This window comes from Streptomyces sp. NPDC021100 (genome assembly GCF_044333095.1).
Taxonomy (GTDB): Bacteria; Actinomycetota; Actinomycetes; order Streptomycetales; family Streptomycetaceae; genus Streptomyces.
Map to the genome: position 1 here is coordinate 243,341 of NZ_JBIRQH010000008.1, position 22,833 is coordinate 266,173.

Sequence of the window (22,833 nt, forward strand, 5' to 3'; positions counted from 1 at the left end):
GACCGTCCGGTGGCGAGGGCGACGGCAGTAACGTGGCGGGTGAAGGCGGTGGGGAGTTGCCACCGCCGCCGGGTGTGACGAGGGGGGCCGGGGGTGCGGGACGACGTGCGGGAGCACGTGCCGGGACGGGTGCGGGTGCCGGGACGGGTACGGATACCGGGACGAGTGCGGGTGCCGGTGGGCGCGGACGCCGCGCGGTGGGTGACCCGCGGCCAGGTGAAGCGGGTGCTGTTCGTCGTCCACAACGTCACGTCCGCGACGCGGCTGCTCGATGTGAAGCCGCTGTTCGACGGGGACCTGCGGGTGCAGATGGCGGTGACGTGCACCGGGTCGTCACCGTTTCTCGCGGGGGTGCCGGAGCTGCTGGCGGGGGTGGGACTGCCGGTGCTGCCGTGGGAGCAGGCGAAGGAGGAGGCGCGGGTCTTCGATGCGGTGATCGCGGCCAGTTACGGGGGTGAACTGGAGGCTTTTGAGGGGAAGTTGGTGATCCTCTCGCATGGGGTTGGCTACAATAAGAGGCTGGCCGCGCCGGGAGCCGGGAGCCGGGAGCCGGGAGCCGGGAGCCGGGAGCCGGGAGCCGGGAGCCGGGAGCCGGGAGCCGGGAGCCGCTGCCGTCGCCCTCGCCGCTCCTGCGGCCGTCGCGCCGGTCTTCGGCCTCGGCCCCGAGTGGCTGCTCCACGACGGACGCCCCCTCGCGACGGCGACCGTCCTCTCCCACCCCGAGCAGCTCCGCCGCCTCCGCGCCGCCTGCCCGGAGGCGGCCCCCACGGCCGTCCTCGCCGGTGACCCCTGCTACGACCGCCTCCTCGAAGCGCTCCCCCACCGCGACCGCTTCCGCCGCGCCTTCGGCGTCGCCCCCGGTCAGCGGCTCGTCGTCCTCAACTCCACCTGGGCGCCGCGCGCGCTGTTCGGTGACGGCGCGGAGGACCGGCTGTCCTGGCTGCTGTCCCGGCTGACCTCCGAGCTGCCCGCGGACGAGTACCGGACGATCGCCGTCCTGCACCCCAACATCTGGTACGGGCACGGACCCGGCCAGGTCCGCGCCTGGCTGGAACGGGCCCGGCGGGCGGGGCTGACGCCGGTCGACCCGCTGGAGGACTGGCGACAGGCCCTGATCGCCGCCGACTGCGTCATCGGCGATCACGGCAGCGTCACCTACTACGCGGCGGCCATCGGCCGGCCGGTCCTCCTCGGTTCCTTCCCGGAAGCCGACCTCGATCCGGAGTCGCCCGTGGCCGCGCTCGGCCGGGCCGCGCCGCGCCTGCGGGCGTCGGACGACCTGCGGCACCGGATAGCGGCGGTGATCGAGTCCCACGACCCGGGCGCCTACGCCGCTTTGGCGGAGCTGACGAGCTCGGCGCCGGGGCGTTCGGCCGCGCTGCTGCGCCGCCTTCTCTACCGGATCATGGACCTTCCCGAGCCGGCCGGACGCCCGGCGCTCCTCGGCCGACTGCCCCTGCCCGCGCACCAGCCCGCGGTGCGGACCGCGCCCGTTCGCGCGCTCACGCGCGTGGTGCGCGTCGATCCGCCCGAGGTGGCCGTCGTCCGGTACGCCGACCCGGCGTATGAGCCGGAGGAGCCGGAGGCGGAGGCCGCGCATACGGTGGTGCACGAGGAGACGTCCGACGTGTCTCTGCTGGAGGCCGCCGATGTCATCCTCCGGGACGGTGATCCGGAGGATCCGCGGGTCGGGCCGCCCGGTGCTTGGGCTGCCGAGATCGCGGCGCGGTATCCGCACTGCGGGCTCGCCGCGTATCTCACCGGGGTCGATCGCGGGACCGTCCGTACGCGCGGGGGTGAGCTACTGCGGCTGGCCGCCGTGCCGGGTGGGGACGGGCGGGCCGATCCTTGTGATCCGGCCGCGTATGTGTCGGGGTTGTACGCCTGGTTGGGGGATGGGCGTGGAGTTCCGGCTGAGCTGACCGTCGTCACGGGGGCGGTGCGGCATCTTGTCGTCGTGGAGCGGGTGGCCGCTTCGCGGTGAGGGTGCCCCGGTCCCGCCCTTTCTCCGTTTCCGCGGGGGCCAGCCCCCGCAACCCCCGAAAACCGCGCTCCGCGCGGTTGTCCTCAAACGCCGGACGGGCTGAGCCTTCAGCCCGTCCGGCGTTTGAGGACAAGGGGGTCTGGGGGCTCACCCCCAGGAAACGGTGAAAGGGCGGGACCGGGGCTCACCCCCCGCCCAGACCCTCCCGCACCCGCGCCAACCCCACCGCGTCCCCACCCCGCTCGTACAACTCCTCCGCCCGGCGCAGGAACGCCACCCTCCGTTCCGCGTCCTCCGCGCAGCGGGCCCGCATTTCGGCGGCGTCCGCCTGCTGCAGCTCGGCGCCTTCGCGGTCCATGACGGTGAGGGCCTCGTCGAGGCAGAGGCGGGCGGCGGCGGGATCGCCGGCGGCGAGGTGGGTTTCGCCGAGGTTCATGTAGACGCGGCCCTCGTTGTAGGGGTCGGGCTCGGGCAGGGCCCGGAACAGGGCCAGGGCCGTGTGCAGGGTGCGGACGGCGTCCGCGTACCGTCCGGCGCCGCGCAGGGCGCGGCCGATGTGGTCCTCCAGGAGGGCCAGGCCACGGGGGACGTCCCGTGCACCGTCCTCCTCCGGCCCGATGCGTCGCAGGAGGCCCTGGGCACTCGTGAAGCAGTCCCGCGCCTCCTGCCACCGCCACTGCCTCAGCCGCAGCAGTCCCAGGGATTCGACGGCGGTGGCCTGGCCGCGGAGGTGGCCCGCGGCGCGGTCGGCGTCGGCGGCCTCGTGCAGCGCGGTCTCGGCCTCGTCCCACTGGCCCCGGCCCATGTGCGCGAAGGCGAGCTGGGCGAGGATCCGTCCCGCCGCCCGGGCGTCGCCGAGTTCCTCGGCCTGGCGGCGGGCGGCGGCCGCGCCGCGCCGGTGGGTGTCGATCCACTGGTCGTGGAAGCCGAGCCGCAGGTGCAGCCCCCAGGTGGCCTCGCACAGCTGCCAGACCAGGTCGTCCCATCCGAAGTGCTCGGCGGCCCGGACCGCCGCCGCGAGGTTCGCGCGTTCGCGGCGCAGTGCGGCGAGGGCGGTCCGGCCGTCCTGGAGATCGCGGTCGGCGGGCGGGGTCATGCCGCGGTAGGCGGGGCCCAGGCGCCAACGGCCGGGCATCACACGAAAGTCCGCCGCGGCGGCGAACCGCAGGTACCAGACGACCACGCGCCGGACGGACGCGGCCAGTCCGGCGGGGTCGTCCTCCGCGCGGGCCCGCCGCTCCGCGTCCGCGCGGACGAGGTCGTGGAGGCGGTACCGCTCCTCCCCGACCTCCTGGAGGAGGTGGACGCCGGCCAGTTCCTCCAGCAGGACGCGGGCCGCGCCCTCGGTGGTGCCGGCCAGCCGCGCGGCGGCCGCCACGCCGGTCTCGGGGCCGGGCCAGACGCCCAACAGCCGGTAGAGGCGGGCGGCTTCGGGGCTCAGCTCGCGGTAGGTCACGTCGTGGGTGCGGCGGACGGCGTCCGCCCCGTTCCGGTCGTCCATCCCCTCAGGGTTCCCCGGAACCGGCCCGGCGAGCCGCCGTTCCACGGTCTCCCAGCTGAGGTGCGCGCGGGCGGCGACCAGCGCTCCCGTCTCGCAGAGCGCCAGGGGCACCCGGCCGCAGCGCCGCGCGACCGCCGCCATGCGCGCCGCGTCGCGCGCCCCCTCCCGCCGGCCGCCCATCGCCGCCACCCGTTCCAGGAGGAGGACGGCGTCGGCCTCCGGCAGCGGGTCCAGGGTGAGGAAGCGCGCTCCGGGATCCCCGGCGAGGCCGCCCAGCCGGTAGCGGCTGGTGACGATCACCAACGAGCCAGGAGCGGCCGGGATCAGCGGTCTGACCTGGGCTTCCGTGGAGGCGTCGTCAAGGAGGACGAGCATCCGGCGGCCGGCGGTGAGGTCCCGGTACAGATTCTCCTGCCGGCGCGGATCGGCGGGGATCCGGTCCGCCGGCACCCCGAGATCCCCCAGGAGGACGGCCAGCGCCTCCCCGGGCCGGGCTGCGGACCCGGCCGTCGGGCCGCCCAGCCGGACGAACAACTGCCCGTCCGGGAAGCGGTCCTTGAGCCGGTGCCCGCAGTGCACGGCGGTGGCGGTCTTCCCGATGCCGCCCTGTCCGGTGAGGACGGCGACGTACGCCGCCGGACGTTCCCCGCCGCCGATCAGCTCCTCCAGCGCGGCCAGCACCGGCTCCCGGTCGGTGAACACCCCGCTGGCGGGCGGCAGAACGCGCGGTACGTGCCCGGGCCCGGCGGCCGGACGCGGCGCACCGGTCTCCCGCACCCAGGCAAGCAGCTCCCGGGCGAAGTCCGGGTCGGTCCGCGCGCGGGCGTGCAGGGCCTCGGCGAGCCGCCGCACCTCGTCCACGCCGACCGGCGGCCCGCCCCCGTCGTCGTCCTCCCCGGGCCGCCGCCCACGGCCGAGCAGCCGCGCCAGCCCTTCGGCGGCCCGACGGCCCATCTCCCCCGCGGCCCCGCCCAGCGTCCCCGACGCGGCCGTCTCCAGCGCCCCGAGCACGGCCTCCACGCTGATCGCCAGATCCACAGACCCTCCCCGCCCTCCCCGATACGAACCGGTTCGATCCGCGCGGACACGCTATCGGTGCGCCCGCCTCCGTCCCACGCCTTCCGCACACGCGTCCGGCGCGGCACGCCCCGTATGAAGCCGATCACAACCCCTACCGTGGACCGGTCCGGCCGTTGGATCGTGATCGACGTCATCCCGAAGCTCCGGAGGTATCGCATGGTGGACATCGGCAAGCTCGCGCCGTCCGACAGAGAGGCATGGGAGGGCCTGTTCCGGGCGTACATCGACTTCTACGAGCGCGACGAGCCGCAGGAGATGTACGACACGGCCTGGGCGGCCTTCCAGGACGACACGACGCTGCACGCGCTCGGCGCGCGGGTGGACGGCCGGCTCGTGGGGTTCACGCACTTCTTCATCCACCCCAACACCTCGGGACCGCAGGTCTGTTACCTCCAGGACCTGTTCACCGACCCGTCCGCGCGCCGGCAGGGCGTGGGCGAGGCGCTGATCGCCGCCGTCGTCGACTGGGCGAAGGAGCGCGGCTGTTCGCGCGTGTACTGGAGCACCCACGAGACGAACGCCACGGCGCGCGGGCTGTACGACCGCGTGGCCGACTACAAGGGGTTCATCCGCTACCAGATCGAACTGCCGCGCTGACGGCGCTTCCGCCGCCGGGCCCAGGCCCTGGGCCCGGCGCGGGCGGCCGCGACCCGCGCCCTCCTCAGGAGGCCAGCGGAGTCGCGGTCGCGCCCTCCGTCGCCGCCCGCTCCCCGCGCCCGTCCGTGCGCCCGTCCACGCGGAACGTGCGCCGGTAGGTGTCCGGTGGCACGCCGAACGCGCGGTTGAAGTGCCGGCGCAGCGTCGCCCCGCTGCCCATCCCGACCTGCGCGGCGATCCGGTCGACGTTGTCGTCGGTGCGCTCCAGGAACTCCTGCGCCCGGTGCAGCCGTTGGGTCAGCAGCCACTGGAGGGGCGTGGTGCCGGTGACGGCGGCGAAGTGCCGGCCGAGGTTGCGGGGGCTCATATGGGCCCGGCGGGCCAGATCGGTGACGGTCAGCGGCCGGTGCAGCTCCTCCAGCGCCCAGGCCAGCACGTCGGTGAGGCTGTTGCCGTTCTCGGGCGGTACGGGGGCGGTGATGAACTGGGCCTGCCCGCCGGAGCGGTGCGGTGCGACGACCAGCCGGCGGGCCACGCCGTTGGCGATGGCGGTGCCGTGGTCGGTGCGGACCATGTGCAGACAGAGGTCGATGCCGGCGGCCCGGCCGGCCGAGGTGAGCACCGAGCCCTCGTCGATGTAGAGCACCCTCGGGTCGACCTCGACCTTCGGATAGCGCCGGGCCAGCGCGTCGGCGTGCAGCCAGTGCGTGGTGGCGCGCCGCCCGTCGAGCAGCCCGGCGGCGGCCAGCGTGAACGCTCCGGTGCAGATGGACGCCACCCGGGCACCCGCGTCGTGCGCGGCCCGGACGGCCTCGACGAGGTCGGCGGGCTGCGGCTGGTCGACGTCCTGGCAGGCCGGGACGATGACGGTGTCGGCCGTGGCCAGTTCGTCGAGCCCGTGCGGGGTGTCGGCGTGCAGCCAGCCCCCGACCTGCGCGCCCGCCGGGGCGCAGACGGTGAAGTCGTACCAGGAGTCGACCAGGTCCGGTCGGTCCGTTCCGAAGATGGCGCAGGCGGCGGCGAGTTCCAGTAACGGCATGCCGTCGGTGACGGCCAGCGCGACAGAAGCCATGTCCGTAACTGTACGCCCCTCGTCGTTCCGGACACTCGTGGCGGAGGCGGGGCGTCGGCAGCATGGGGGGCATGACCAAGCATGCGTTGACCAACCGCGCGGCCCCGGCGACGGCGTCCGGGCCGTCCGCCGGCATCGGCGGCCGGGCGTGGCTGCGGGCCGGCGTCGCGGTGGCGGCGGTGGGCTGGGGAGCCAACCAGTTCGCGCCGCTGCTGCTGCTCTACCGCTCGGAGTTGGGCCTGTCGGCCGCCACGGTGCAGGCCACGTTCGGGCTGTACGCCATCGGCCTGGTCCCGGGGCTGCTGCTCGGCGGTCCCGTCTCGGACCGGTACGGCCGCCGCCGGCTGATGCTGCCGGCGCTGTTCGTCTCGGTGCTGGCGAGCCTGCTGCTGATCGCGGGCGGCTCGCAGGAGGAACTGCTGTTCGCCGGCCGGCTGGTCTCCGGCATCGCCAGTGGCGCAGCGTTCAGCTCCGGCACCGTCTGGATCAAGGAGTTGTCCCTCGCGGGCTCCACCCGGGAGGCCAACCCGGGCCCGCGCCGGGCGACGATCACCATGACCACCGGCTTCGCCGTGGGCCCCCTGGTGGCCGGCCTGCTCGCCCAGTGGGCGCCGTCCCCCATGACCGTCGCCTACCTGCCGCACCTGGCCCTGGCCCTGCTCTCCATCCCGCTGGTCTGGCGCGCGCCCGAGACCTGCGGCGGCTCGCGTGAGGGCAGTGTGTGGCGGCAGGTGCGGGTGCCCGCCGTGCGCGAGCCGAGGTTCCGTAACGTCGTCGCGCCCTTGGCCCCCTGGGTGTTCGGCTCCGCGTCGGTCGCCCTGGCCTATCTGCCCGGCCTGGTGAAGGACCGCGTCGGCGGCAACGCGCTCGTCTTCGGTGCCGTCGTCACCGCCCTGACCGGCTTCGCGGGCATCCTGGTGCAGCCGCTGGCACGCCGGATGGACGATCCGCGGCGACCGCGGCTGATCGCGTCGTCGATGGCGATCGTGGTGGCCGGCCTGCTGGTCTCGGCCGCCGCCGCCGAGACGCTCCAGCCGGTGCTCGTGGTGCTGGCGGCACTGGTGCTCGGCGCGGGATACGGGTGCTGCCAGGTGTGCGGGCTGCTGGAGGTGCAGCGGATGGCCGGTCCGAAGGACCTGGCCGGGCTGACCGCCGTGTACCAGGCACTTTCGTACATCGGTTTCGCCGCGCCGTTCATCCTGGCGGCGCTGCAGGGCTCCATCCGGGCGAGCGTACTGCTGTGCTGCGCGGCCGGGTTGGCGCTGCTCACCCTGGCGTACGTCACGCTGCGGGCGGCACGCGGGCGCGGCCCGGCGGCGGCCGCGGCCGGCGCACCGGCGGCTGGGGCGACGGCGGTTGAGGCGGCTGCTGTCGGTGCGACGGCGGTTGAGGCGACGGCCGTCACGTCGGTTCCCGTCACGGGCGCCCCGGTCGGCTCGGCACCCGTCGCACCGCAGCCGGAGGACACTCCGGCCTGACCCGATCGAACCCGCCGATCGAACCCGCCGGTTGAGCGCACCGATTGAACCCGCCGATCGAATTCGGTCCGATCCAGTCGGATGCGATCGGATTCGGCCTGATCCAATCCATGTGAATCCGGACCCACCCCCTCCAGCCGGCCGGGCCGGCGCCGGACGGAACCGCGAACCCCCGTCGCCCCGTCCCGCCGTCCCGGCCTTCCGACCCCCGGCTCCTGTGCCCGCCACCCGGCGGGCACAGGAGTTTCCGGGGTCGCCCACCCGCACGCGGGCGTCACCGCGGCCGGGCGTCACGGTGGCCGGGCGTCACGGTGGCCGGGCGTCACGGTGGCCGATATCCGTACACCCCCCGGCCCGTGTGGCACGGACCACGTTTACATAGTTTCCTTACACACCGGATAACGGAATACATTATTCCGTCACCCATTCCCGCAGGTGGCGCCGGTGAATTCCAAATAGGCCGCCGTTAACGCCGATTCAGGGTTGACCCTTCAAGCGCCTTCATGGAGGATTGGCGTCGTCCTCAGGACGGAAGTTCACACGCGGACGGACGCGGTGACGGCACCCCGGCTTTCACGCCGGGACGCCGGGAACCGCGCCAGCTACGGGGGGATTGATTATTGAGGCCTGACACGACGCGACCTCGGCCGGCAGGGCCGACGGCTTGCCGCCGCCCGTCCTGCCCCATTCCGGCGCCCGACGCGCGGTAGCGACCGCGACAGCGAGCGGCCGCGGCGACGAGCAGCAGCGCGGCGACGGCGGTCGCGAACGCCGCCCGGTGGGCGGACGACCACCCTGTTCCCCGGGGCATCCCGGCATCCGGCAGACCGCCACGCACGTCAGCGTGCATCGCGCGGCACCGTGAACCACGAGGACGCCACCTCGTTCCCACCCCACCCCCACCTCACCTTTCACCGGCTCCGGCGAAGTGCGCTTTCCGCTGCCCGCCACCGGCTTCCCGCTCGACGGCCTCCGGCCGCCTCGACGGCGACTCCCTCACCCACGCCTCTTTCCCGGATATACCGCGGAGTTTATCCGCGGCTTACAGCCCTGCACCATCAGAGCTTTCCGAGGATTTCACCGGAGCCTCCCCGAGGCTTTCCCGGCGCTTTCCGGCACGCGTTTGCCAGTGACGCCCGGGATGGCATCCCTCGGAATTCCGGCGCGCCCCTCACCAGCCGCGCACGTCCGCGCGGCCGGCCACCAGGAAAAGGATTCCCCACCATGTATGTACGCACCACGGCCGAGGACGGCTATGTGCGCAAGAACAACATCGACGTCCGCCAGCTCTACCCGTGGGACGGCGTCGTCGTGCCGCCGTGGAACAGCACTCTGTGCAGCGTCCACCCGCACGAGTCGAGCACCAAGCACCAGCACGCCACGGACGAGACGTTCATCTTCACGGGCGGCTCCGGCACGGTCCGGGTGGGCGACGAGCAGCGGGACGTGACCGTGGGCGACGTCATCTACATCCCGAACGGCAACGACCACGTCGTCACCAACACCAGCGACGACACCCTGCTGACCTTCGTCAGCATCTACTGGCCGCAGCCCACCGGGCAGCCCACCACCGAGCCGCAGGCCCAGACCCAGGAGCCGGCCCGTGGCTGAGCGAACGGACGGCGCCGTGCGCCGCGTCAACGTCAGCTTCTCCCCGCCCACGCCCAACGGGGACTTACACCTCGGCCACCTCGCCGGCCCGGTCCTCGGCAGCGACGTCTGCGCACGGTCCCAGAAGATCCTGGGCAACGACGTGGTGTACGCGTGCAGCACCGACGACAACCAGACCTACGTGGTCACCACCGCCCAGCGGGTGGGTGTGACCCCCGAGGAGCTGATCCGGCAGGCGCTGGACGGCACCCGGCGGTCCCTGGAACTCGCGGGTGTCGAGGTCGACCTCTACGAACGGCCCGACGAGCAATACACCGCGTTCGTCCGGGACTTCTTCTCCCACCTGTGGAAGCACGGCGCCTTCGACCGGCGCGAGGTGCACCTCCCGTACGACGCCGAGGCGGACGAGTACCGCGCCGAGGCGTTCGTCACCGGCCGCTGCCCGACCTGTCTGGCCCACGCCCGCGCGGGCGTCTGCGAAGCATGCGGCCTGTACAACCTGCCGGGCGCCCTGCTGGCGAGCGACACCGAGACCGCGCTGCCGACCCGCCCGGTTTCCATCTGGGTCCTCGACCTGGAGCGTTACCGCTCCCTCCTGACCCACTGGTACCAGGTCTCCGACGTCCCGCTCCGGCCCGACCTCCAGAAGGTCGTCGACCTGACGCTCGCCGGACGGCTGCCGTACATCCCCATCACCTACCCCTCCACGTGGGGCATCCAGGTCGACTGGGACGGGCCCGACGCGCCCCCGCAGGCGATCAACGCCTGGCCGGAGATCTATGTCGGCCACCTCTACTGGCCGCAGCGCGTCCGCGAGCGCCGCCGGGCCGGCTGTGACGAGTTCGTCCAGTTCATCGGGATCGACAACGGCTTCTACAACGCCTTCGTCTACGTCGCGCTGAAGCTGCTGGCCGTCCGGCACGGGCTGCCCGTCGAGCTCCCCGTCACCCGCACGCTCACCAACCAGTACTACCTGCTGGAGGGCCGCAAGTTCTCCACCAGCAAGGGCGACGTGCTGTGGGCGGGCGAGTACCTGGAGAAGGCCGGCCGGGACCGCGCGCGCTTCGTCCTCGCGCTGACCAGCCCGGAACTCCAGCAGTCCGAGTTCACCGAGCAGGTGGCCGAGGGCACGCTCAGCGCCCGCTTCGACACCCCGCTCGCCACCATCGCGCGAACGCTCGGCGAGAAGCTGGCCGGCCGGAGCGTCGACGCCCCGCCGTCCGCCTGGTGGGCCGCCGCCATCGAGGCGTCCCGGCGCCGGTTCGAGGCCGCGTACACCCTGGAGACCTTCAGCATCCGCAAGGCCGCCGAGGCGCTCGCCCTCCACCTGGAGGTCCTGGCCCTGCGGGCCGGGCAGGTCCGGGCCGACGACGCGAGCGACGTCTCCGGCGCCCTGCTGTTCCTGTGGACGCTGCGCACGCTCGCCTGGCCGGTCACCCCCGACCTGGCCGGCGCCGTGGCCACGGCGTTCGGCGCCGACGCCACCGGCACCCCGCTGCTGCGGGACGCCGCCGAGCCGCCGGCCGGGGAGTTCCGCGCGCTGTCCGTGTGACGGCCCGGATCTCCTTCCGCACAACCTCCTTAAGAAGCGCCTGACTTCACCATCTCACTCATCTCACGCACCTCACTCGCCAAGGAGAACGACACCATGCTGCGCACCTTCATGCGTTCGAAGATCCACCGCGCCACCATCACCGACAGCAACCTCAACTACGTCGGCTCCATCACCATCTCGCCGGAGCTGCTCGACGCCGCCGACATCGGCGTCCACGAGCTCGTCCACGTCGTCAACATCAACAACGGCGCGCGCTTCGAGACGTACACCATCCTGGGCGCCCCGGGCGCGAACGAGGTCATCGTCAACGGCGCCGCCGCCCGCCTGGTGCAGCCCGCCGACAAGGTGATCATCATCGCCTACGGCCAGCTCACCGATGAAGAGGTGGCCGAGCACAAGCCGCGCGTCGTCCACGTGGACGAGAGCAACAAGATCCTCGAGACGGTCACGGCATGAGCGGCGCGCGCCGCACTCCCCTCTCCGCACGGCGCCTCACCGGCGCGTTACGTACGACCTGATCAGAAGGTACGAACCATGACGGAGCACGAGATCCATTCGGTGCTGGGCATCGGTTTCGGCCCGGCCAACCTGTCCCTCGCCGTGACCATGGAGGAACTCGGCTACACCGGCCGGTCCCGGTTCGTCGAGCGGGCCACGGACTTCCAGTGGCAGGACGAGCAGCTCATCGACGGCGCGGACATCCAGAACAACCCGTTCCGCGACCTGACCATGCCGCGCAACACCGGAAGCGCCTACACCTTCGTCAACTACCTTGCCTCGCAAGGGCGGTTGACGGACTACCTGCACCTGAACGCCAAGTTCCCGCTGCGCCGCGAGTACGCCGGCTACCTGCGCTGGGTCGCCGACTCCTTCCGCGACGCGGTCGACTACGGGCGGTCGGCGACCCGGCTGACCGTCGCGGACACCGCGGACGGCGAGGTGTTCCGGCTGGAGACCGACGACGGCCGGCAGTACCTGGGCGAGACGGTCGTCATCGGCACCGGCCGCTCACCGCGGATCCCCCCGGTGTTCCGCCGCTGCCTGGGGCCGACGGTCTTCCACGCCACCCGCTACCTGAGTTCGCTGCGCCGGCTGCGCGGGCGGGCCCTGCGGGTCGCGGTCGTCGGCGGCAGCCAGAGCGCCATCGAGATCGTCCTCGACCTGCTCGGCCGGGACGACGTCGCGCAGGTGGTGTCCGTCCAGCGGGGCATCGGCTTCCGGCTGAAGGACACCAGCCCGTACAGCCGCCGCGTCTTCCTGCCGGAGTTCATCGACTACTTCTATCCGCTCCCCGCCGAGACCAAGCGGCGGATCCGCGCGGAGCTGCGGTCGATCAACTACGCGGCGTGCGACCAGGACGTCATCGACCGGCTGGCGACCGTCCAGCACGAGTACGAGCTGAAGGGCTCCGACCGGCTGCGGCTGATGCCGTTCTCCGAGGTGTCCGAGGTGGCCCCGCACGGGAACGGCGGCGTGCACCGGCTCGTCGTCCGCGACGTCAACACCGACACGCGCGGCGTCTACGACGCCGACGTCGTCGTCCTCGCGACGGGCTTCCGGGACTTCGGCCTCGGACCCGACGACGAGCCCTACCACCCGCTGCTGGCGGACGTGGCCGACCGGCTCGCGCTGACCGACGAGGGCATCCCCGCCGTGGCCCGCGACTACTCGGTCCCGGTCGCACGGGGCTCCTACGGCTCGCGCCCGCTGCGCCTGTACCTCAACGGGCTGTGCGAGGCGAGCCACGGCATGGGCGACGCGGGGGCGCTGGCGGTGCTGTCCGCACGGTCCACGGACATCGTGGAGTCGCTGATGCTGGAGCCGGACGCTCTTGTTCCGGACCATCTCGTCACGGACCGCCTCGTACCGGACGAGGCCCTCCGGTGACGACTGCCGTCACCACCGCCGATGCCAGGACCGCCGACGTCGCCGTGGTCGGCGCCGGCGTCATCGGCCTCGCCACCGCCGAACGCCTCGCCGCCCGCGGCCACTCCGTGATCGTCATCGACGACCGCGGCGTGGCGGGCGGCGTCACCGGGGCGTCCGGCGGGCTGGTCCGGGCGCTCGACCTGTCCTCCGCCGACTCGGCCCCGGACTCGGACTCCGACTCCCATTCCGGCTCCGGTTCCTCCGCCGCTGATTCCTCCGGCTCCGGTTCCTCCGCCGCCCGGGGCTGGGCGGCGGAGGGACTCGGACGCTACCTGCGGCGCGGCGGGCACGGCCGCTGGCCGGCCGTCCGGGAGCACGGCAGCCTCACCCTGTTCGCCGCGGACGCCGCCGGGCGGGCCGCGGCGGGCGCCGAACGGGTACGGGCCGCCGGCCTCCCGGCGGAGGTCCTCGACGCGCGGGAGATCGCCGCGGCCTTCCCCGGCCTGGCCCCGCCCGAGGGGATGGTCGGCGTCCACGAACCCCGCGCCGGCTGGCTGCCGGCGCGGGCCGTGGCCGAGGCGATGCTCCGGGACGCGGACACGGTCACCGTGCTCCGCGCCCGGGCGCTGGGGATCACCACCGCGCGCTCCCGGGTGACCGGTGTCCGCACCACCGACGGTTTCGTCGCGGCCGGGGCCGTGCTGCTGGCCGCGGGGGTCGGCAGCACCGCCCTGGCCCGCTCGGCGGGCGTCGAACTCCCGCTGCGCACCCGGTCGGTGAGCTTCTGCGTCTTCGCGCCGCGCGTTCCCGTCCCGGGCGTCCTCCCGGCCGTCCTCGACACCACGACCGGCGGCTGGCTGCGCCGCTGGGACGACGGCTCCGCCGTGCTGGCGGGGGTGCCGTCCCGGGAGTGCGACGTACCGCCGCTGATCACCCAGGGCGTGCCGGACACGGAGGCGAAACGCGTCCGCGAGGTCGCGCGGCACCGCTGCCCCGCGCTCGGCGACGCGGACGTCGTCGGCGGGGTCACCGCCTTCGACGCGCTCGCGCCGGAGGGCGGGGGCGCGGTGACCGCCTGGCCGGACCCGCGGGGGCTGGTCACGGCCGTCGGCTGGAACGGCGGCGGTTTCAAGAAGGCGCCCGCGGTCGGGCGGTACGCGGCGGAGCGGATCGGGGAGGTGATCGCGTGAGGGGAGGTGATCGCGTGGCGGAGGACGGTCGTGTGGCGGAAGACGGTCGCGTGGCGGAGAACGGCCTTGTGGCGGGGAACGGTTGTGCGGCCGAGGACGCTCGCGTGACCGAGGACGCTCGTGTGGTGGGAGATGACCGTGCGGCCGAGAACGGTCACGCGGCGGGAGACGCTGACATGAGCGGAGACGCTCGACCGTCCCGCCCCACCCGTCGCGCCACCGCCCCTCCCCCGTCCGCCCGGCTCAACCCCACCGACGAGATGCTGTACCGCGCCGAACGGGCCCTCGGCTCGTCCCGGATCGTGCAATTGCTGTGGCGCCTTCCGGAACCGGTGCCGCCGGCCGCCCTGCGCGCGGAGTGGGAGCGGCTCGACCGGGGCCGGCTCAGCCGCCGCCCGGCCGCGGCCCGCGTCCCGGGCGCGCGCCGTGCGTGGGTGCCCGCGCACAACGCGGAACCTCCGCGCCCGTACCCGGCGCGCCTGACGGACGACACGGCGTGGGAGTGGATCGACGAGCAGGTCCGCGCTCCCCTGCCGGCCGGCTCCGGGGCCCTCTGGCGGCTGGCGTCGGCGCCGTACGGCCGGGGGGCGCTGGTGTCGCTCACCGTGCCGCACTTCCGCGCCGACGGGATGGGGATCTTCACGGCCCTGACGGAGGACGGTCCGCCGCCCGGCCGCCGGGGCCCGCTCGCCGGGGCGGCGGACGGCGATCTCGCCGATGCCGTACGGCAGGTGGCGCGTGCCGCGGCCGCGACGGCGGGCTGGGCGGCACGGACCCTCCCGGACCGGCGGGCCCGCGCGGAACTCGCGGCGGCCCTGCGGCCGGCACCGAAACCACCGGCGTCGCAACCACCGGCGTCGGAGCCGCGGTTCTTCTCCACCGCGGTGTTCGACTTCGACGCCGCGGAGTGGGAGGAGCGGGCGCGGGCCCGCGGCGGCACGGCGAACAGCCTGTTCGTCGAGATCGCCGCCAACCTCGTCCGCGCCCGCGTACCGCTCGGCGACCGCGCCGGGATCCGGGTCGGCGTCCCGGTGAGCCTGCGGCGTACGTCCGCCGACGCGCGCGCCAACGCCCTCGTCGTCGTCCCGCTGTCCGTACCGGCGGGCCCCGTCCGCCGGACGGACCTGGGGCCGACCCGCCGGAGCACCAAGGCCGCGCTGGACGGGACGGACGAGCACAGCGCCACGCTGGTGCCCGAGCCGCTGTGGCACCTGCTGCCGCGCCGGTACGCCGACCGGCTCAAGGCGCCCGGCGCCCAGGCGACCGACGTCGTCGCGTCCAACTTCGGCACGCTGCCGGACGGCGCGCGCCGCTTCGCGGGCCAGTGGGCCGACGGCGCGGCCCTGCGCACGATGAACGTGCCGGGCCTGGTGCCCGAACGGGCGGGCCTGCGCGTGTCGTTGTGCGCGGTACGCGTCGGCGGACGGCTGACCGTGACCGTGACGGCGATCCCCGACCACTTCGGCGACGCCCGTTCGCTGCGCGCGCTGGCGGCGGAGGAGTTCGCGGCGTGGGGACTGCGGGGCCGGGAGTGGTGGACGGAATGAACGGAAACGAACGACGAGCGGGAGTAAGCGACTTGACGCGGACCGAGGCACCACCCGAAAGCGGAACGACGGGAAGCGTGACGGCACGGACCCCGGCGGCGGACCGCTGGTTCCGCACCCGCCCGGACTCGTCCTCCCTCGACCGGCCCCGGCTGCTGGCGCGGCTGCTGATCGACCTGGCGGACCTGGACGACCGGATCGCGTTCTACGAGCGCCTCCTCGGCGTCCCCGCCGACCTGCGCATGCCGATCCCGGACTTCGGCGGTCTGGAACTGGCCGCCGTGGGCGACCTGCTCCTGATCGCGAGCGAGCGCCCGTTCACACCCGTCCAGCGGCGGACGGCGTACTCGCTCATCGTGCCGTCCCTGGCCGGCCAGCTGCGGCTGCTGGAGCGGACGGGGACGGAGGTCCTGGAGCCGGCCGAGGCGATCAAGCCGGGTGCGCGGGCCCGGGTGCGGTATCCGGACGGCTCCCTCGCCGAGCTGGTCGAACACCGCCCGCAACCCGGCGAACGCCCCTCCCCGCGCCCGGGCCTCGCCGTCCGCGAGGCGACGGACACGGGCGTACGCCTCCTGGCCCGGCACGCGGTGCCGGCGGGCGGACTGGACGAGGCCGTCCGCTTCTACCGGACGGCGCTGGAAACGGAACCGGAGGCGGAGGCGCCCGAGGACACGGCGATCGTCGGCAATCTGCTGCTGACGACCGCGGCGGACGCGACCCCGATCGCCTTCACCTTGCTGGCACGGTCGCCGGAACAGGTCGCGGAACTGACGGAAGCTGCCCCGGCGGGTGACGCTGCGCCCGGAGGCCCCACGGTCCTGACCCTGCCGGGCGGAACCAGGGCCGAGCTGCGAACGCCGCCCCACGCACCGCGCCTCATCGCACCGCCAAAGCCGGACGCCTGAATTCCGCCCCCCCGCCGCTCACCACCCCGGGCGCGACCTGAGACCGTACGCACAACGCCGCAGGAATGAGGCAGAGGGGAGAGCCAAGCCGATGGCACCGCACGAGTCCTTCTACCGGGACGCGGGGGACGGCCGCTACGAGAGCACGCCCGCCACCGCGGGCCCGTGGAGCCCCGATGCGCAGCACGCGGGCCCGCCGTCCGCCCTCCTGGGCCGGGCGCTGGAACGGCACGAACCCCGGGAGGGCTTCCGGGTGGCCCGCGTGACGCTGGAGATCCCGGCTCCGGTGCCGGTGGGCGACCTGCTGGTCCGCGTGCGCACGGTCCGCGGCGGGCGCCGCACGGAACTCCTCGAAGGCGAGATTACCGCGAACGGCCGCCCGGTGATGCTGGCCCGTGCCTGGCGAACGGCCGCCGCCCCACCGGACACCCCGGCCCTGCGCCACGACCCGCCCCCGCCCGCCCTCCCCGAGCCCCAGCCGGAGCACGGCTTCAAGGGCGCGTACACGGACGGCTACGTCTCGGCGATGGAGTGGCGCTTCGCGTCCGGCGGCGGATTCGACACCCCCGGTCCCGGCACGGCCTGGGCACGCCAGCGGATCCCCCTGGTGGCGGGCGAGGAGGACACCCCGCTGACCCGCGCCCTGACCCTGGCCGACAGCAACTGGGCCGTCGGCTTCGAACTCGACCACGTCAACGGCCTGGTGATCAACACCGACATCACCCTCGCCCTGCACCGCGACCCGGTCGGCGAATGGCTCTGCCTGACCTCGTCGACCGCCGCCACCCCCGCCGGCTCGGGCCTGGCCGAAGGCCGCCTGGACGACACGTCGGGCAACTGCGGGAGAATCCTCCAAACCCTCCTCATCGCCCCCCGCTGACCCACCACCCCACCCACACCACCCGCACCACCGCCCAGCACGGATCACCTACCATCGGCTAACCTGTCCTCGGCCGCCCCTCCACGGACGGCCCCGCCTCCGTAGCTCAGGGGATAGAGCACCGCTCTCCTAAAGCGGGTGTCGGCAGTTCGAATCTGCCCGGGGGCACACGATGAAGGGCCAGTTCAGAGGCTTGATCCTCCAGAACTGGCCCTTCGCTGTGATCACAGCCGTGCCATACACGTGCCACAAGGGGCTTTAAGGCGCCGTCTCACCCCGCTCTTTGCGGATCATCTCACCAAGCCGATCGGCGATCTTCCGGTCACGCCCGTCCACCATGTGCTGATAGATCAGGGCCGCGCGGGATGTGCTGTGGCCCATCCTCGTCATCAGCTCCCGGAGGCTCGCGCCCGAAGCAGCGAGGGTGTTCCCCGTGTGCCGCAGGTCGTGGAAGTGCACGTTCGCCTTGATGCCGGCGGCCTGTCTGGCTTTGATCCAGTCGTCCCGAAAGTTGCTCCTCCGAAGCCGGCCACCCTGCGGCCCGAGGAAGACGTGACCGTCACGGCCGGACCCGGCGAAGGCGTCGAGGTGGCGGCTCACATCCGGCAGGAGTTCAGTCGGGAAGGCCACCGGCCGAACCCCGGCATCCGACTTCGGAGCTTTGCCGAACAGAGCCCCCGTCTGCATCTCCGCCTGCGAACGCCGGACGATGACCGCCCCGTTCTCGATGTCGAGGTCCCGCCGCCGAAGGGATGCCAGTTCCCCGAAGCGCAGACCGGTGAAGGCAGCCAGCAGGACCAGCAACCGGTAGCGCGAGGCCATCGCATCAGCGACCGCGTACACCTCGGCCACGGTCAGAACCGGTCGTTCCGGCACGTCGTAGCGGTCGGCTCCCTTGATGCGACACGGGTTGCGGCGGATCAGTTCGTCATCAACGGCTGTGTTCAGGATCGCCCGAAGGATCTGGTACGCCTTGACCACGGTCGGTTCGCCGGTCCGCGCGAGGCACGCTGTGCGCCAGGCCCGCACCTGGGCGGTTGTGATCGAGGACAACGGCCGGTCGCCGAAGGTGGGCAGCAGGTGAAGGCGGATCACCGACTCATGCCGTTCTCGGGAACGGTCGGCAAGCTTCCTGTCCTTGAGCCAGGCAGCGGCGTAGGCGCCGAATCGGACTTTCCCCGCGTCCGGATCGGCCCACTGCCCACGGGTGATGTCCGCCTCGATATGGGTCAGCGCGATCTCAGCATCGGTTTTGGTGGCGTACGTCTCGTCTGCGCTGCGGAGCCGGCCGGTGTTGGGGTCACGGTAACGGGCCTGCCAACGGCCGGACGCAAGCTGTCGAACCGAGCCGAACCGGCGCCGCCTACCTCGGGTGTTCGCCATCAGGCAACCCTCCTGAGGCCAGACAACCGAGCGGTCACCGGCTGAACGGTGTGCTCAGCGACGTACGCCCCCACGGCGCTCTCTGGGATGCGGACGTGTCGGCCGACCTTCACAAAGGTGATGCGGCGTTCCTCGATCAGGCGCCGAGGGAAGCGCTCGGTCGTGCCAAGAACTTCGGCGACTTCCTTCACGCTCAAAAGTCGGTCCATCCTCACCACTCCCCCTCTTCGCTCAGTGCGGTCCTGTCAGCGAGTTCTTCGCGGGCGGTTTCGCGGTTGGCTTGGATCTCGCGGTGGATGTTGGCGGCGATCCAGGATTCGCCGGGGGTGTGGCCGTGGCCGGCGTAGGTCCAGTGGGCGAGGGTGAGCGTGGTGGCCTCCGGGTGGTCGTCGGGGTCGGGTAGGCCGAGGGCGGCGCGTTGCTGGGCGGCGCGATAGTCGGCTCGTGCTTGGCGGAGGGCGCCGAGGGTGGTGGAGTAGGTGCGGGACTTGGTGGAGAAGTGCCCTCGGAAGCCGAGCATGTGCGCCCAGTCGCGAAGCCGGCGGTCCGGGTAGAGCGGGTGAAGGTCGAGGCAGGCGGTGATGAGCCGGGCCGCGTGGTCGGGGATGTCGAGGAGGGCGAGCGCTTCGGTGTTGCCGATCCGGTGGTCCACGGTGCCGGTGGTCTCGGCGGCTTTGGTGGCGTACTTGGCGACGTAGGAGGCCACGGCCTGTTCGCTGATGTCCTCGCCGTTTCCGAAGGCGCCGATGGATTGGATATCGAGTTGGGTGCCCCAGCGCAGGACGCGGGCCGGCTGGTCTCCTGCTGCTGGAACATCGACCTCGACGCGGGCGGCGGCGGCGCGGATCGCGTCGGTGAGTAGGTCGAGGGTGGCCCAGGCCGGCGGCGGATCGTTCGGTCCGTCGGGTCCGTCGAAGCGGATCACGGCGTGGAAGTGGACGGCTCCGCGTTTTTGGTACTCGGCGACCTTGCCGAAGGAGACCCGGGACTGGTGCCGGGCGGCTTTTTGGGTGAGGCCGGCGTGGCGGGCGATTTCGCGGCGGAGGTAGATCGTGAAGTAGCGCCATAGGTCGGAGGCGTGGTTGTTCCACAGCACGGCGCCGGCGTAGTCGTAGGTGGTGGGGTCGAGGGCGGTGCCGAGTTCGGGCGCGTTCTCGGGGTGGCGGGTGCCGCAGCGGCAGGGCCGGTTGTCGGGGCGGTTGTGGACGGGCCCGAAGGAGGGGGCGGTGAGGGTGGCGAAGACGCGGGGGTGGTCGCGGATGGTCTCCGGGGTGCCCTTGTTCGGGTCGCCGGTGAGGCCGGCGCGGATGAGGTGGTAGGTGTCGCCGGCGTAGGTCCAGGCGCAGGAGGGGCAGCGGGAGGCGCGTCGGTTGCCGCAGGCGATGCGCAGTCGGCCGTCGGGCTCGGTATCGGTGGAGTAGTGGTGGAGGATTTGGCCGGTGCGGCGGTCGCGGGTGACGGTGGCGCCTTGCAGGTGGATGGGGTCGGAACAACCGCCGGTGCGGCGGATTTGTTCTTGGATGCGGTCGAAGCCGGGGGACCCGGCCACCCTCAGCAGGTCGGCGAGGGTGGTCGGGTCCAGGCCCGCCGCTGTGGCGGGCTGGGTCACGCGTCGTCTCCCTTCGGGCGGTGGGTGTCAAGCCATTCCTCGGCGCAGACCTTGTGGATGGGCTTGCCTCGGTCGGAGCGCAGCGGGGTGGGCTTGTCGCAGATCACGCACGGCTTGTCGCCGCTGCGGTCGAAGTGCTTGGAGTCGCGCCAGTCGAGAAGGGCCACGGCGGTCACCGACCCTCACGCGCGCGCGGCGGACGGGGCTGGCCGTGCCGCTCCCAAGGCTTGCCGTTGTCGTCCGGGCAGGTGCGGTCGTGGTCGTTGTAGGCGGTGATCAGGGCTTGTACGGCGCGGCGGCCGGTGGCTTCGCCGGTCTGGCCGCAGTGGCAGGCGTAGGAGGCGGACGGCTGGTCGGCGAGTTCGGTGGGGACGTTCCCGGTCAGTTCCAGCAGGCTCGGCGAGGGCGCGTAGCCGGGGGCGCGTTCGTCGGCGGAGGGGGCGACGATGTGCAGGCCGGGGCTGGTGCGGCTGGGTCGCTTCACACCGACCACCCCCCGGAACCGGTCGTGGAGGACGTGAGGGCGGCGGGGGTGGTGGTGCCGGTTCCCTTGCAGGTCGGGCAGGTGACCGGGGTGGTGGTGCGGGAGCCATCCTGGTGGTGGGTGCCGGTGGTGATGATGGCCGTGGCGAAGCCGTCACAGTCGGGGCAGACGCGCGGGGCCGGGGCGTGCTGAGGCATGATGAGAAGTCCCTTTCGGGTCCGTTGGATCTCGGATGGGATGCAGGCGCCCGGAGCGGCGGAAGTTTGGCGACCGAGGCCGCTCCGGGGGCCGTTCAGTGGTTGCGCAGGTCCTTGAGCAGCAGGCGCAGGATCACGGCGACGATGGCCACGGCCATGCCGGTGATGGCGACCGCGAGGAGCATGGAGACCAGGACCGCGCCGACAACGAGGACCGCAGCCGTTCCGCCGCCGACGAGGGCGACGGCCGTTGCGGGGGTGAGCTGGAGCGCGGGCCGAGAAGCCACCGGGGCCGGTGCCGGGGGCGTGGGTCGGATGTCCGGGGTGGTGTCGGTGGGCGGGGTGATCTGCCCGGTGGGGTGCGGGTTGACGGGGATCTTCGGGCGGAGCATGGGTGGTTCTCCCTTCGGGTCGGGTTACTTGATGGCGGTGTCGATCGCGGGGGCGAAGAGGCTGTGGGCGAGGAGGTAGCCGCCAGCTAGGAGCAGGGCGATCAGCCACCACGGCGGGCGGACGAGCTTGATGCCGAGAAGGCCGACGACGATCAGGGCGAGCCACAGAGGAATCTGCATGGGCCTGGTCTCCTATGCCTTGCAGCGGTGGGTTCGGGCGGCGAGTTCGGCGGCGGAGCGGTCGCGGTAGTCGGCGGAGAAGCCGCAGCCGGGGGCGGTACAGGCGGCGGTGTGCTTCTCCACACCCCGGCCGTCGAGGTAGGTGGCGACCTGCACGGGCCCGAAGCGGGCACGGTCACGGAAGCGCCGGTGGACGGTCATCGGTCAGCGCTCCCGCCGCATGCTGGGGCCGGGGAATTCGGCGAGGATGCGCGCCGCCTCGTTCGGGTCGGTGGTGCGGTCGGCGGCTTCCTCGGCGAGCAGGCGGGCCAGAGTGGGGCGGCCGGTGTCGGCCATCTCCCGTGCCGCGTCGAGGTAGTCGGAGGCCCGGTTGAAGGAACGGGTCATGGTCTGTCTCCCTTTCGTTGATCAGGTGAGGTGGAGTTGCGAGACGATCGCGTCGGCCGTCGGGGCGGGAAGGCCGAGGCGGGCGCGGAGGGTGGCTGCGTCCATGTCGGCTCCGGTCGTGGCCCTGTGGTTCTCGGCAAGCTTGCGAGCGTGATCGAGCAGAGCAACGGGGACGGCCGGGCCGACCGGCGGCGGGGCAGTGCGCTCCGGCACCTGCTCGGGCTGAGGCTCCGGGTCCGGCACGGGATCGATCGCGGAAGCCGGGCCGGACAGTCGGTCGAGGGACACCGCCGGCGCGTCCTCAGTGGCGAGCGGTTCCGGCTTCGTGTCCGCCTGCGCGGGAGTGCTGGGCTTGTCGGTGATGGGTGTGTGGACGAGGAGGGTGCCGCCGAGGAAGGCGAGTGCCGGCCAGCCGGCGACGAGGATGCGCAGCCAGGCGGGGATGTGGTCAAGGTCGAGCAGCCCGGCGGTGGAGACGTTGGCGCCGAGGGAGGCGCCGAGGGCGACGGTGAACCAGGTCCAGGCCGAGCGGGTGGCGCCGGCGGCATCGCGCAGGGTTCGCATGCGGCGCCAGGCCGCGACGAGGAGGAGGTCCACGCTGACGGGGTAGGCCCATGCCTTCCATCCGTCCTGCCCAGCGGCTTCGGCCAGGTCGTGCAGGTGGGCGAAGGACAAGGCGCCGGCGATGACGGCTTGGATCAACACAGCGTCGAAGCGGATCGTGCGGAGCATGGCCGATCACCTCCTTCAAAAGAGGCGGGGGCCGGTACCGGGCGATGCGTGATCCCGGCACCGGGAGCCGGTCAAGGGGTGGCTTCGCCGGAGCCGAGGCAGGTCGTGCACAAGGCGTTCTGCTCGGCGACCTGACGTTGGTGACCGCGCCGGCCGACCAGGACCGGGGCGAGTAGGGTCCCGGTGCCTTTGCACTCGGG

24 protein-coding genes and 1 tRNA gene are annotated in these 22,833 nt (G+C 73.0%); 12 read left to right on the forward strand and 13 right to left on the reverse strand.

Annotated features, from left to right (window positions below; all coding sequences use genetic code 11):
• The first annotated feature begins 496 nt into the window (after positions 1 to 496).
• On the forward strand, positions 497 to 1,984 hold the full coding sequence (locus ACH4PU_RS17905) for a hypothetical protein (RefSeq protein ID WP_398272560.1): 1,488 nt from the start codon (positions 497 to 499) through the stop codon (positions 1,982 to 1,984).
• A 184-nt stretch (positions 1,985 to 2,168) separates the two neighbouring features.
• On the opposite strand, the gene ACH4PU_RS17910 is transcribed toward ACH4PU_RS17905, so the two are convergent.
• A complete protein-coding gene (locus ACH4PU_RS17910) occupies positions 2,169 to 4,523 on the reverse strand; it encodes a tetratricopeptide repeat protein (RefSeq protein ID WP_398272562.1) in 2,355 nt (784 codons plus the stop codon).
• Between the two features lie 138 nt (positions 4,524 to 4,661).
• On the opposite strand from ACH4PU_RS17910, the gene ACH4PU_RS17915 reads away from it, so the two are divergent.
• Complete coding sequence (locus ACH4PU_RS17915) at positions 4,662 to 5,162, forward strand: GNAT family N-acetyltransferase (RefSeq protein ID WP_398272565.1); 501 nt, start codon at positions 4,662 to 4,664, stop codon at positions 5,160 to 5,162.
• Positions 5,163 to 5,226: 64 nt separating this feature from the next.
• Here the strand turns inward: ACH4PU_RS17915 and ACH4PU_RS17920 are convergent, their stop codons facing one another.
• Positions 5,227 to 6,234: a helix-turn-helix domain-containing protein gene (locus ACH4PU_RS17920; RefSeq protein WP_398272567.1), complete on the reverse strand. Its 1,008-nt coding sequence runs from the start codon at positions 6,232 to 6,234 to the stop codon at positions 5,227 to 5,229.
• 71 nt (positions 6,235 to 6,305) lie between these two features.
• Between ACH4PU_RS17920 and ACH4PU_RS17925 the strand changes: the two genes are divergently transcribed.
• The 10 genes from ACH4PU_RS17925 (at position 6,306) to ACH4PU_RS17970 (ending at position 17,437) form a co-directional block, all read left to right on the forward strand.
• Positions 6,306 to 7,712: an MFS transporter gene (locus ACH4PU_RS17925; RefSeq protein WP_398272569.1), complete on the forward strand. Its 1,407-nt coding sequence runs from the start codon at positions 6,306 to 6,308 to the stop codon at positions 7,710 to 7,712.
• Between the two features lie 1,224 nt (positions 7,713 to 8,936).
• The gene (locus tag ACH4PU_RS17930) at positions 8,937 to 9,323 is read left to right on the forward strand and encodes a cupin domain-containing protein (protein ID WP_398272571.1); all 387 of its coding nucleotides are present in this window, start codon (positions 8,937 to 8,939) and stop codon (positions 9,321 to 9,323) included.
• Positions 9,316 to 10,875: a class I tRNA ligase family protein gene (locus ACH4PU_RS17935; RefSeq protein WP_398272573.1), complete on the forward strand. Its 1,560-nt coding sequence runs from the start codon at positions 9,316 to 9,318 to the stop codon at positions 10,873 to 10,875. The genes ACH4PU_RS17930 and ACH4PU_RS17935 overlap by 8 nt, the downstream gene beginning before the upstream one ends.
• Before the next feature lie 96 nt (positions 10,876 to 10,971).
• On the forward strand, positions 10,972 to 11,334 hold the full coding sequence (panD, locus tag ACH4PU_RS17940) for an aspartate 1-decarboxylase (protein WP_185942580.1): 363 nt from the start codon (positions 10,972 to 10,974) through the stop codon (positions 11,332 to 11,334).
• Positions 11,335 to 11,412: 78 nt separating this feature from the next.
• Entirely contained in the window at positions 11,413 to 12,765 is a 1,353-nt protein-coding gene (locus ACH4PU_RS17945; protein ID WP_398272576.1) for a SidA/IucD/PvdA family monooxygenase, read from the forward strand.
• A complete protein-coding gene (locus ACH4PU_RS17950; protein ID WP_398272578.1) occupies positions 12,762 to 13,937 on the forward strand; it encodes an NAD(P)/FAD-dependent oxidoreductase in 1,176 nt (391 codons plus the stop codon). Before ACH4PU_RS17945 ends, ACH4PU_RS17950 begins: the two co-directional genes overlap by 4 nt.
• Positions 13,938 to 14,113: 176 nt before the next feature.
• Positions 14,114 to 15,484 carry a hypothetical protein gene (locus ACH4PU_RS17955; protein ID WP_398272580.1) on the forward strand — a complete coding sequence of 457 codons (1,371 nt, stop codon included), beginning with the start codon at positions 14,114 to 14,116 and terminating at the stop codon, positions 15,482 to 15,484.
• 77 nt (positions 15,485 to 15,561) lie between these two features.
• Positions 15,562 to 16,389, forward strand: a complete 828-nt coding sequence (locus tag ACH4PU_RS17960) for a VOC family protein (RefSeq protein ID WP_398272582.1) — start codon at positions 15,562 to 15,564, stop codon at positions 16,387 to 16,389.
• Between the two features lie 91 nt (positions 16,390 to 16,480).
• The gene (locus tag ACH4PU_RS17965) at positions 16,481 to 17,269 is read left to right on the forward strand and encodes a thioesterase family protein (RefSeq protein WP_398272584.1); all 789 of its coding nucleotides are present in this window, start codon (positions 16,481 to 16,483) and stop codon (positions 17,267 to 17,269) included.
• Between the two features lie 95 nt (positions 17,270 to 17,364).
• Positions 17,365 to 17,437: transfer RNA gene (locus ACH4PU_RS17970), tRNA-Arg, on the forward strand.
• A 90-nt stretch (positions 17,438 to 17,527) separates the two neighbouring features.
• Here the strand turns inward: ACH4PU_RS17970 and ACH4PU_RS17975 are convergent.
• From ACH4PU_RS17975 to ACH4PU_RS18025, 11 genes are all read right to left on the reverse strand, one after another.
• Positions 17,528 to 18,652, reverse strand: a complete 1,125-nt coding sequence (locus ACH4PU_RS17975) for a tyrosine-type recombinase/integrase (RefSeq protein WP_398272586.1) — start codon at positions 18,650 to 18,652, stop codon at positions 17,528 to 17,530.
• Positions 18,652 to 18,861: an excisionase family DNA-binding protein gene (locus ACH4PU_RS17980; RefSeq protein WP_398272588.1), complete on the reverse strand. Its 210-nt coding sequence runs from the start codon at positions 18,859 to 18,861 to the stop codon at positions 18,652 to 18,654. The genes ACH4PU_RS17975 and ACH4PU_RS17980 overlap by 1 nt, the downstream gene beginning before the upstream one ends.
• A gap of 2 nt (positions 18,862 to 18,863) precedes the next feature.
• Positions 18,864 to 20,261, reverse strand: coding sequence for a replication initiator protein RepSA (gene repSA, locus ACH4PU_RS17985; RefSeq protein ID WP_398272590.1), 1,398 nt, complete (start codon positions 20,259 to 20,261; stop codon positions 18,864 to 18,866).
• The gene (locus tag ACH4PU_RS17990) at positions 20,258 to 20,428 is read right to left on the reverse strand and encodes a hypothetical protein (RefSeq protein WP_398272592.1); all 171 of its coding nucleotides are present in this window, start codon (positions 20,426 to 20,428) and stop codon (positions 20,258 to 20,260) included. Before ACH4PU_RS17990 ends, repSA begins: the two co-directional genes overlap by 4 nt.
• Positions 20,429 to 20,433: 5 nt before the next feature.
• Entirely contained in the window at positions 20,434 to 20,745 is a 312-nt protein-coding gene (locus tag ACH4PU_RS17995) for a hypothetical protein (protein ID WP_398272594.1), read from the reverse strand.
• Entirely contained in the window at positions 20,742 to 20,942 is a 201-nt protein-coding gene (locus ACH4PU_RS18000) for a hypothetical protein (protein ID WP_398272596.1), read from the reverse strand. Before ACH4PU_RS18000 ends, ACH4PU_RS17995 begins: the two co-directional genes overlap by 4 nt.
• 95 nt (positions 20,943 to 21,037) lie before the next feature.
• Positions 21,038 to 21,334 (reverse strand): SpdD-like protein, encoded by a 297-nt coding sequence (locus ACH4PU_RS18005; RefSeq protein WP_398272598.1) that lies wholly within the window; start codon positions 21,332 to 21,334, stop codon positions 21,038 to 21,040.
• 24 nt (positions 21,335 to 21,358) lie between these two features.
• Complete coding sequence (locus ACH4PU_RS18010) at positions 21,359 to 21,514, reverse strand: hypothetical protein (protein WP_398272600.1); 156 nt, start codon at positions 21,512 to 21,514, stop codon at positions 21,359 to 21,361.
• 12 nt (positions 21,515 to 21,526) lie between these two features.
• Positions 21,527 to 21,715 (reverse strand): mobile element transfer protein, encoded by a 189-nt coding sequence (locus ACH4PU_RS18015; protein ID WP_398272602.1) that lies wholly within the window; start codon positions 21,713 to 21,715, stop codon positions 21,527 to 21,529.
• A 3-nt stretch (positions 21,716 to 21,718) separates the two neighbouring features.
• Positions 21,719 to 21,901, reverse strand: coding sequence for a hypothetical protein (locus ACH4PU_RS18020; protein ID WP_398272605.1), 183 nt, complete (start codon positions 21,899 to 21,901; stop codon positions 21,719 to 21,721).
• Between the two features lie 21 nt (positions 21,902 to 21,922).
• Entirely contained in the window at positions 21,923 to 22,633 is a 711-nt protein-coding gene (locus tag ACH4PU_RS18025) for a DUF2637 domain-containing protein (protein ID WP_398272607.1), read from the reverse strand.
• Positions 22,634 to 22,833 lie beyond the last annotated feature (200 nt).

What these genes read in the sequence shown, in the direction of transcription:
- ACH4PU_RS17905 (WP_398272560.1), top strand. Translation starts at nt 497, where the DNA reads ATGGGGTTGGCTACAATAAGAGGCTGGCCGCGCCGGGAGCCGGGAGCC.
- ACH4PU_RS17920 (WP_398272567.1), bottom strand. Translation starts at nt 6,234, where the DNA reads ATGGCTTCTGTCGCGCTGGCCGTCACCGACGGCATGCCGTTACTGGAA.
- ACH4PU_RS17925 (WP_398272569.1), top strand. Translation starts at nt 6,306, where the DNA reads ATGACCAAGCATGCGTTGACCAACCGCGCGGCCCCGGCGACGGCGTCC.
- ACH4PU_RS17930 (WP_398272571.1), top strand. Translation starts at nt 8,937, where the DNA reads ATGTATGTACGCACCACGGCCGAGGACGGCTATGTGCGCAAGAACAAC.
- panD (WP_185942580.1), top strand. Translation starts at nt 10,972, where the DNA reads ATGCTGCGCACCTTCATGCGTTCGAAGATCCACCGCGCCACCATCACC.
- ACH4PU_RS17945 (WP_398272576.1), top strand. Translation starts at nt 11,413, where the DNA reads ATGACGGAGCACGAGATCCATTCGGTGCTGGGCATCGGTTTCGGCCCG.
- ACH4PU_RS17955 (WP_398272580.1), top strand. Translation starts at nt 14,114, where the DNA reads ATGAGCGGAGACGCTCGACCGTCCCGCCCCACCCGTCGCGCCACCGCC.
- ACH4PU_RS17965 (WP_398272584.1), top strand. Translation starts at nt 16,481, where the DNA reads ATGGCACCGCACGAGTCCTTCTACCGGGACGCGGGGGACGGCCGCTAC.
- ACH4PU_RS17975 (WP_398272586.1), bottom strand. Translation starts at nt 18,652, where the DNA reads ATGGCGAACACCCGAGGTAGGCGGCGCCGGTTCGGCTCGGTTCGACAG.
- ACH4PU_RS17980 (WP_398272588.1), bottom strand. Translation starts at nt 18,861, where the DNA reads ATGGACCGACTTTTGAGCGTGAAGGAAGTCGCCGAAGTTCTTGGCACG.
- ACH4PU_RS18000 (WP_398272596.1), bottom strand. Translation starts at nt 20,942, where the DNA reads ATGCCTCAGCACGCCCCGGCCCCGCGCGTCTGCCCCGACTGTGACGGC.
- ACH4PU_RS18005 (WP_398272598.1), bottom strand. Translation starts at nt 21,334, where the DNA reads ATGCTCCGCCCGAAGATCCCCGTCAACCCGCACCCCACCGGGCAGATC.
- ACH4PU_RS18010 (WP_398272600.1), bottom strand. Translation starts at nt 21,514, where the DNA reads ATGCAGATTCCTCTGTGGCTCGCCCTGATCGTCGTCGGCCTTCTCGGC.
- ACH4PU_RS18015 (WP_398272602.1), bottom strand. Translation starts at nt 21,715, where the DNA reads ATGACCGTCCACCGGCGCTTCCGTGACCGTGCCCGCTTCGGGCCCGTG.
- ACH4PU_RS18020 (WP_398272605.1), bottom strand. Translation starts at nt 21,901, where the DNA reads ATGACCCGTTCCTTCAACCGGGCCTCCGACTACCTCGACGCGGCACGG.
- ACH4PU_RS18025 (WP_398272607.1), bottom strand. Translation starts at nt 22,633, where the DNA reads ATGCTCCGCACGATCCGCTTCGACGCTGTGTTGATCCAAGCCGTCATC.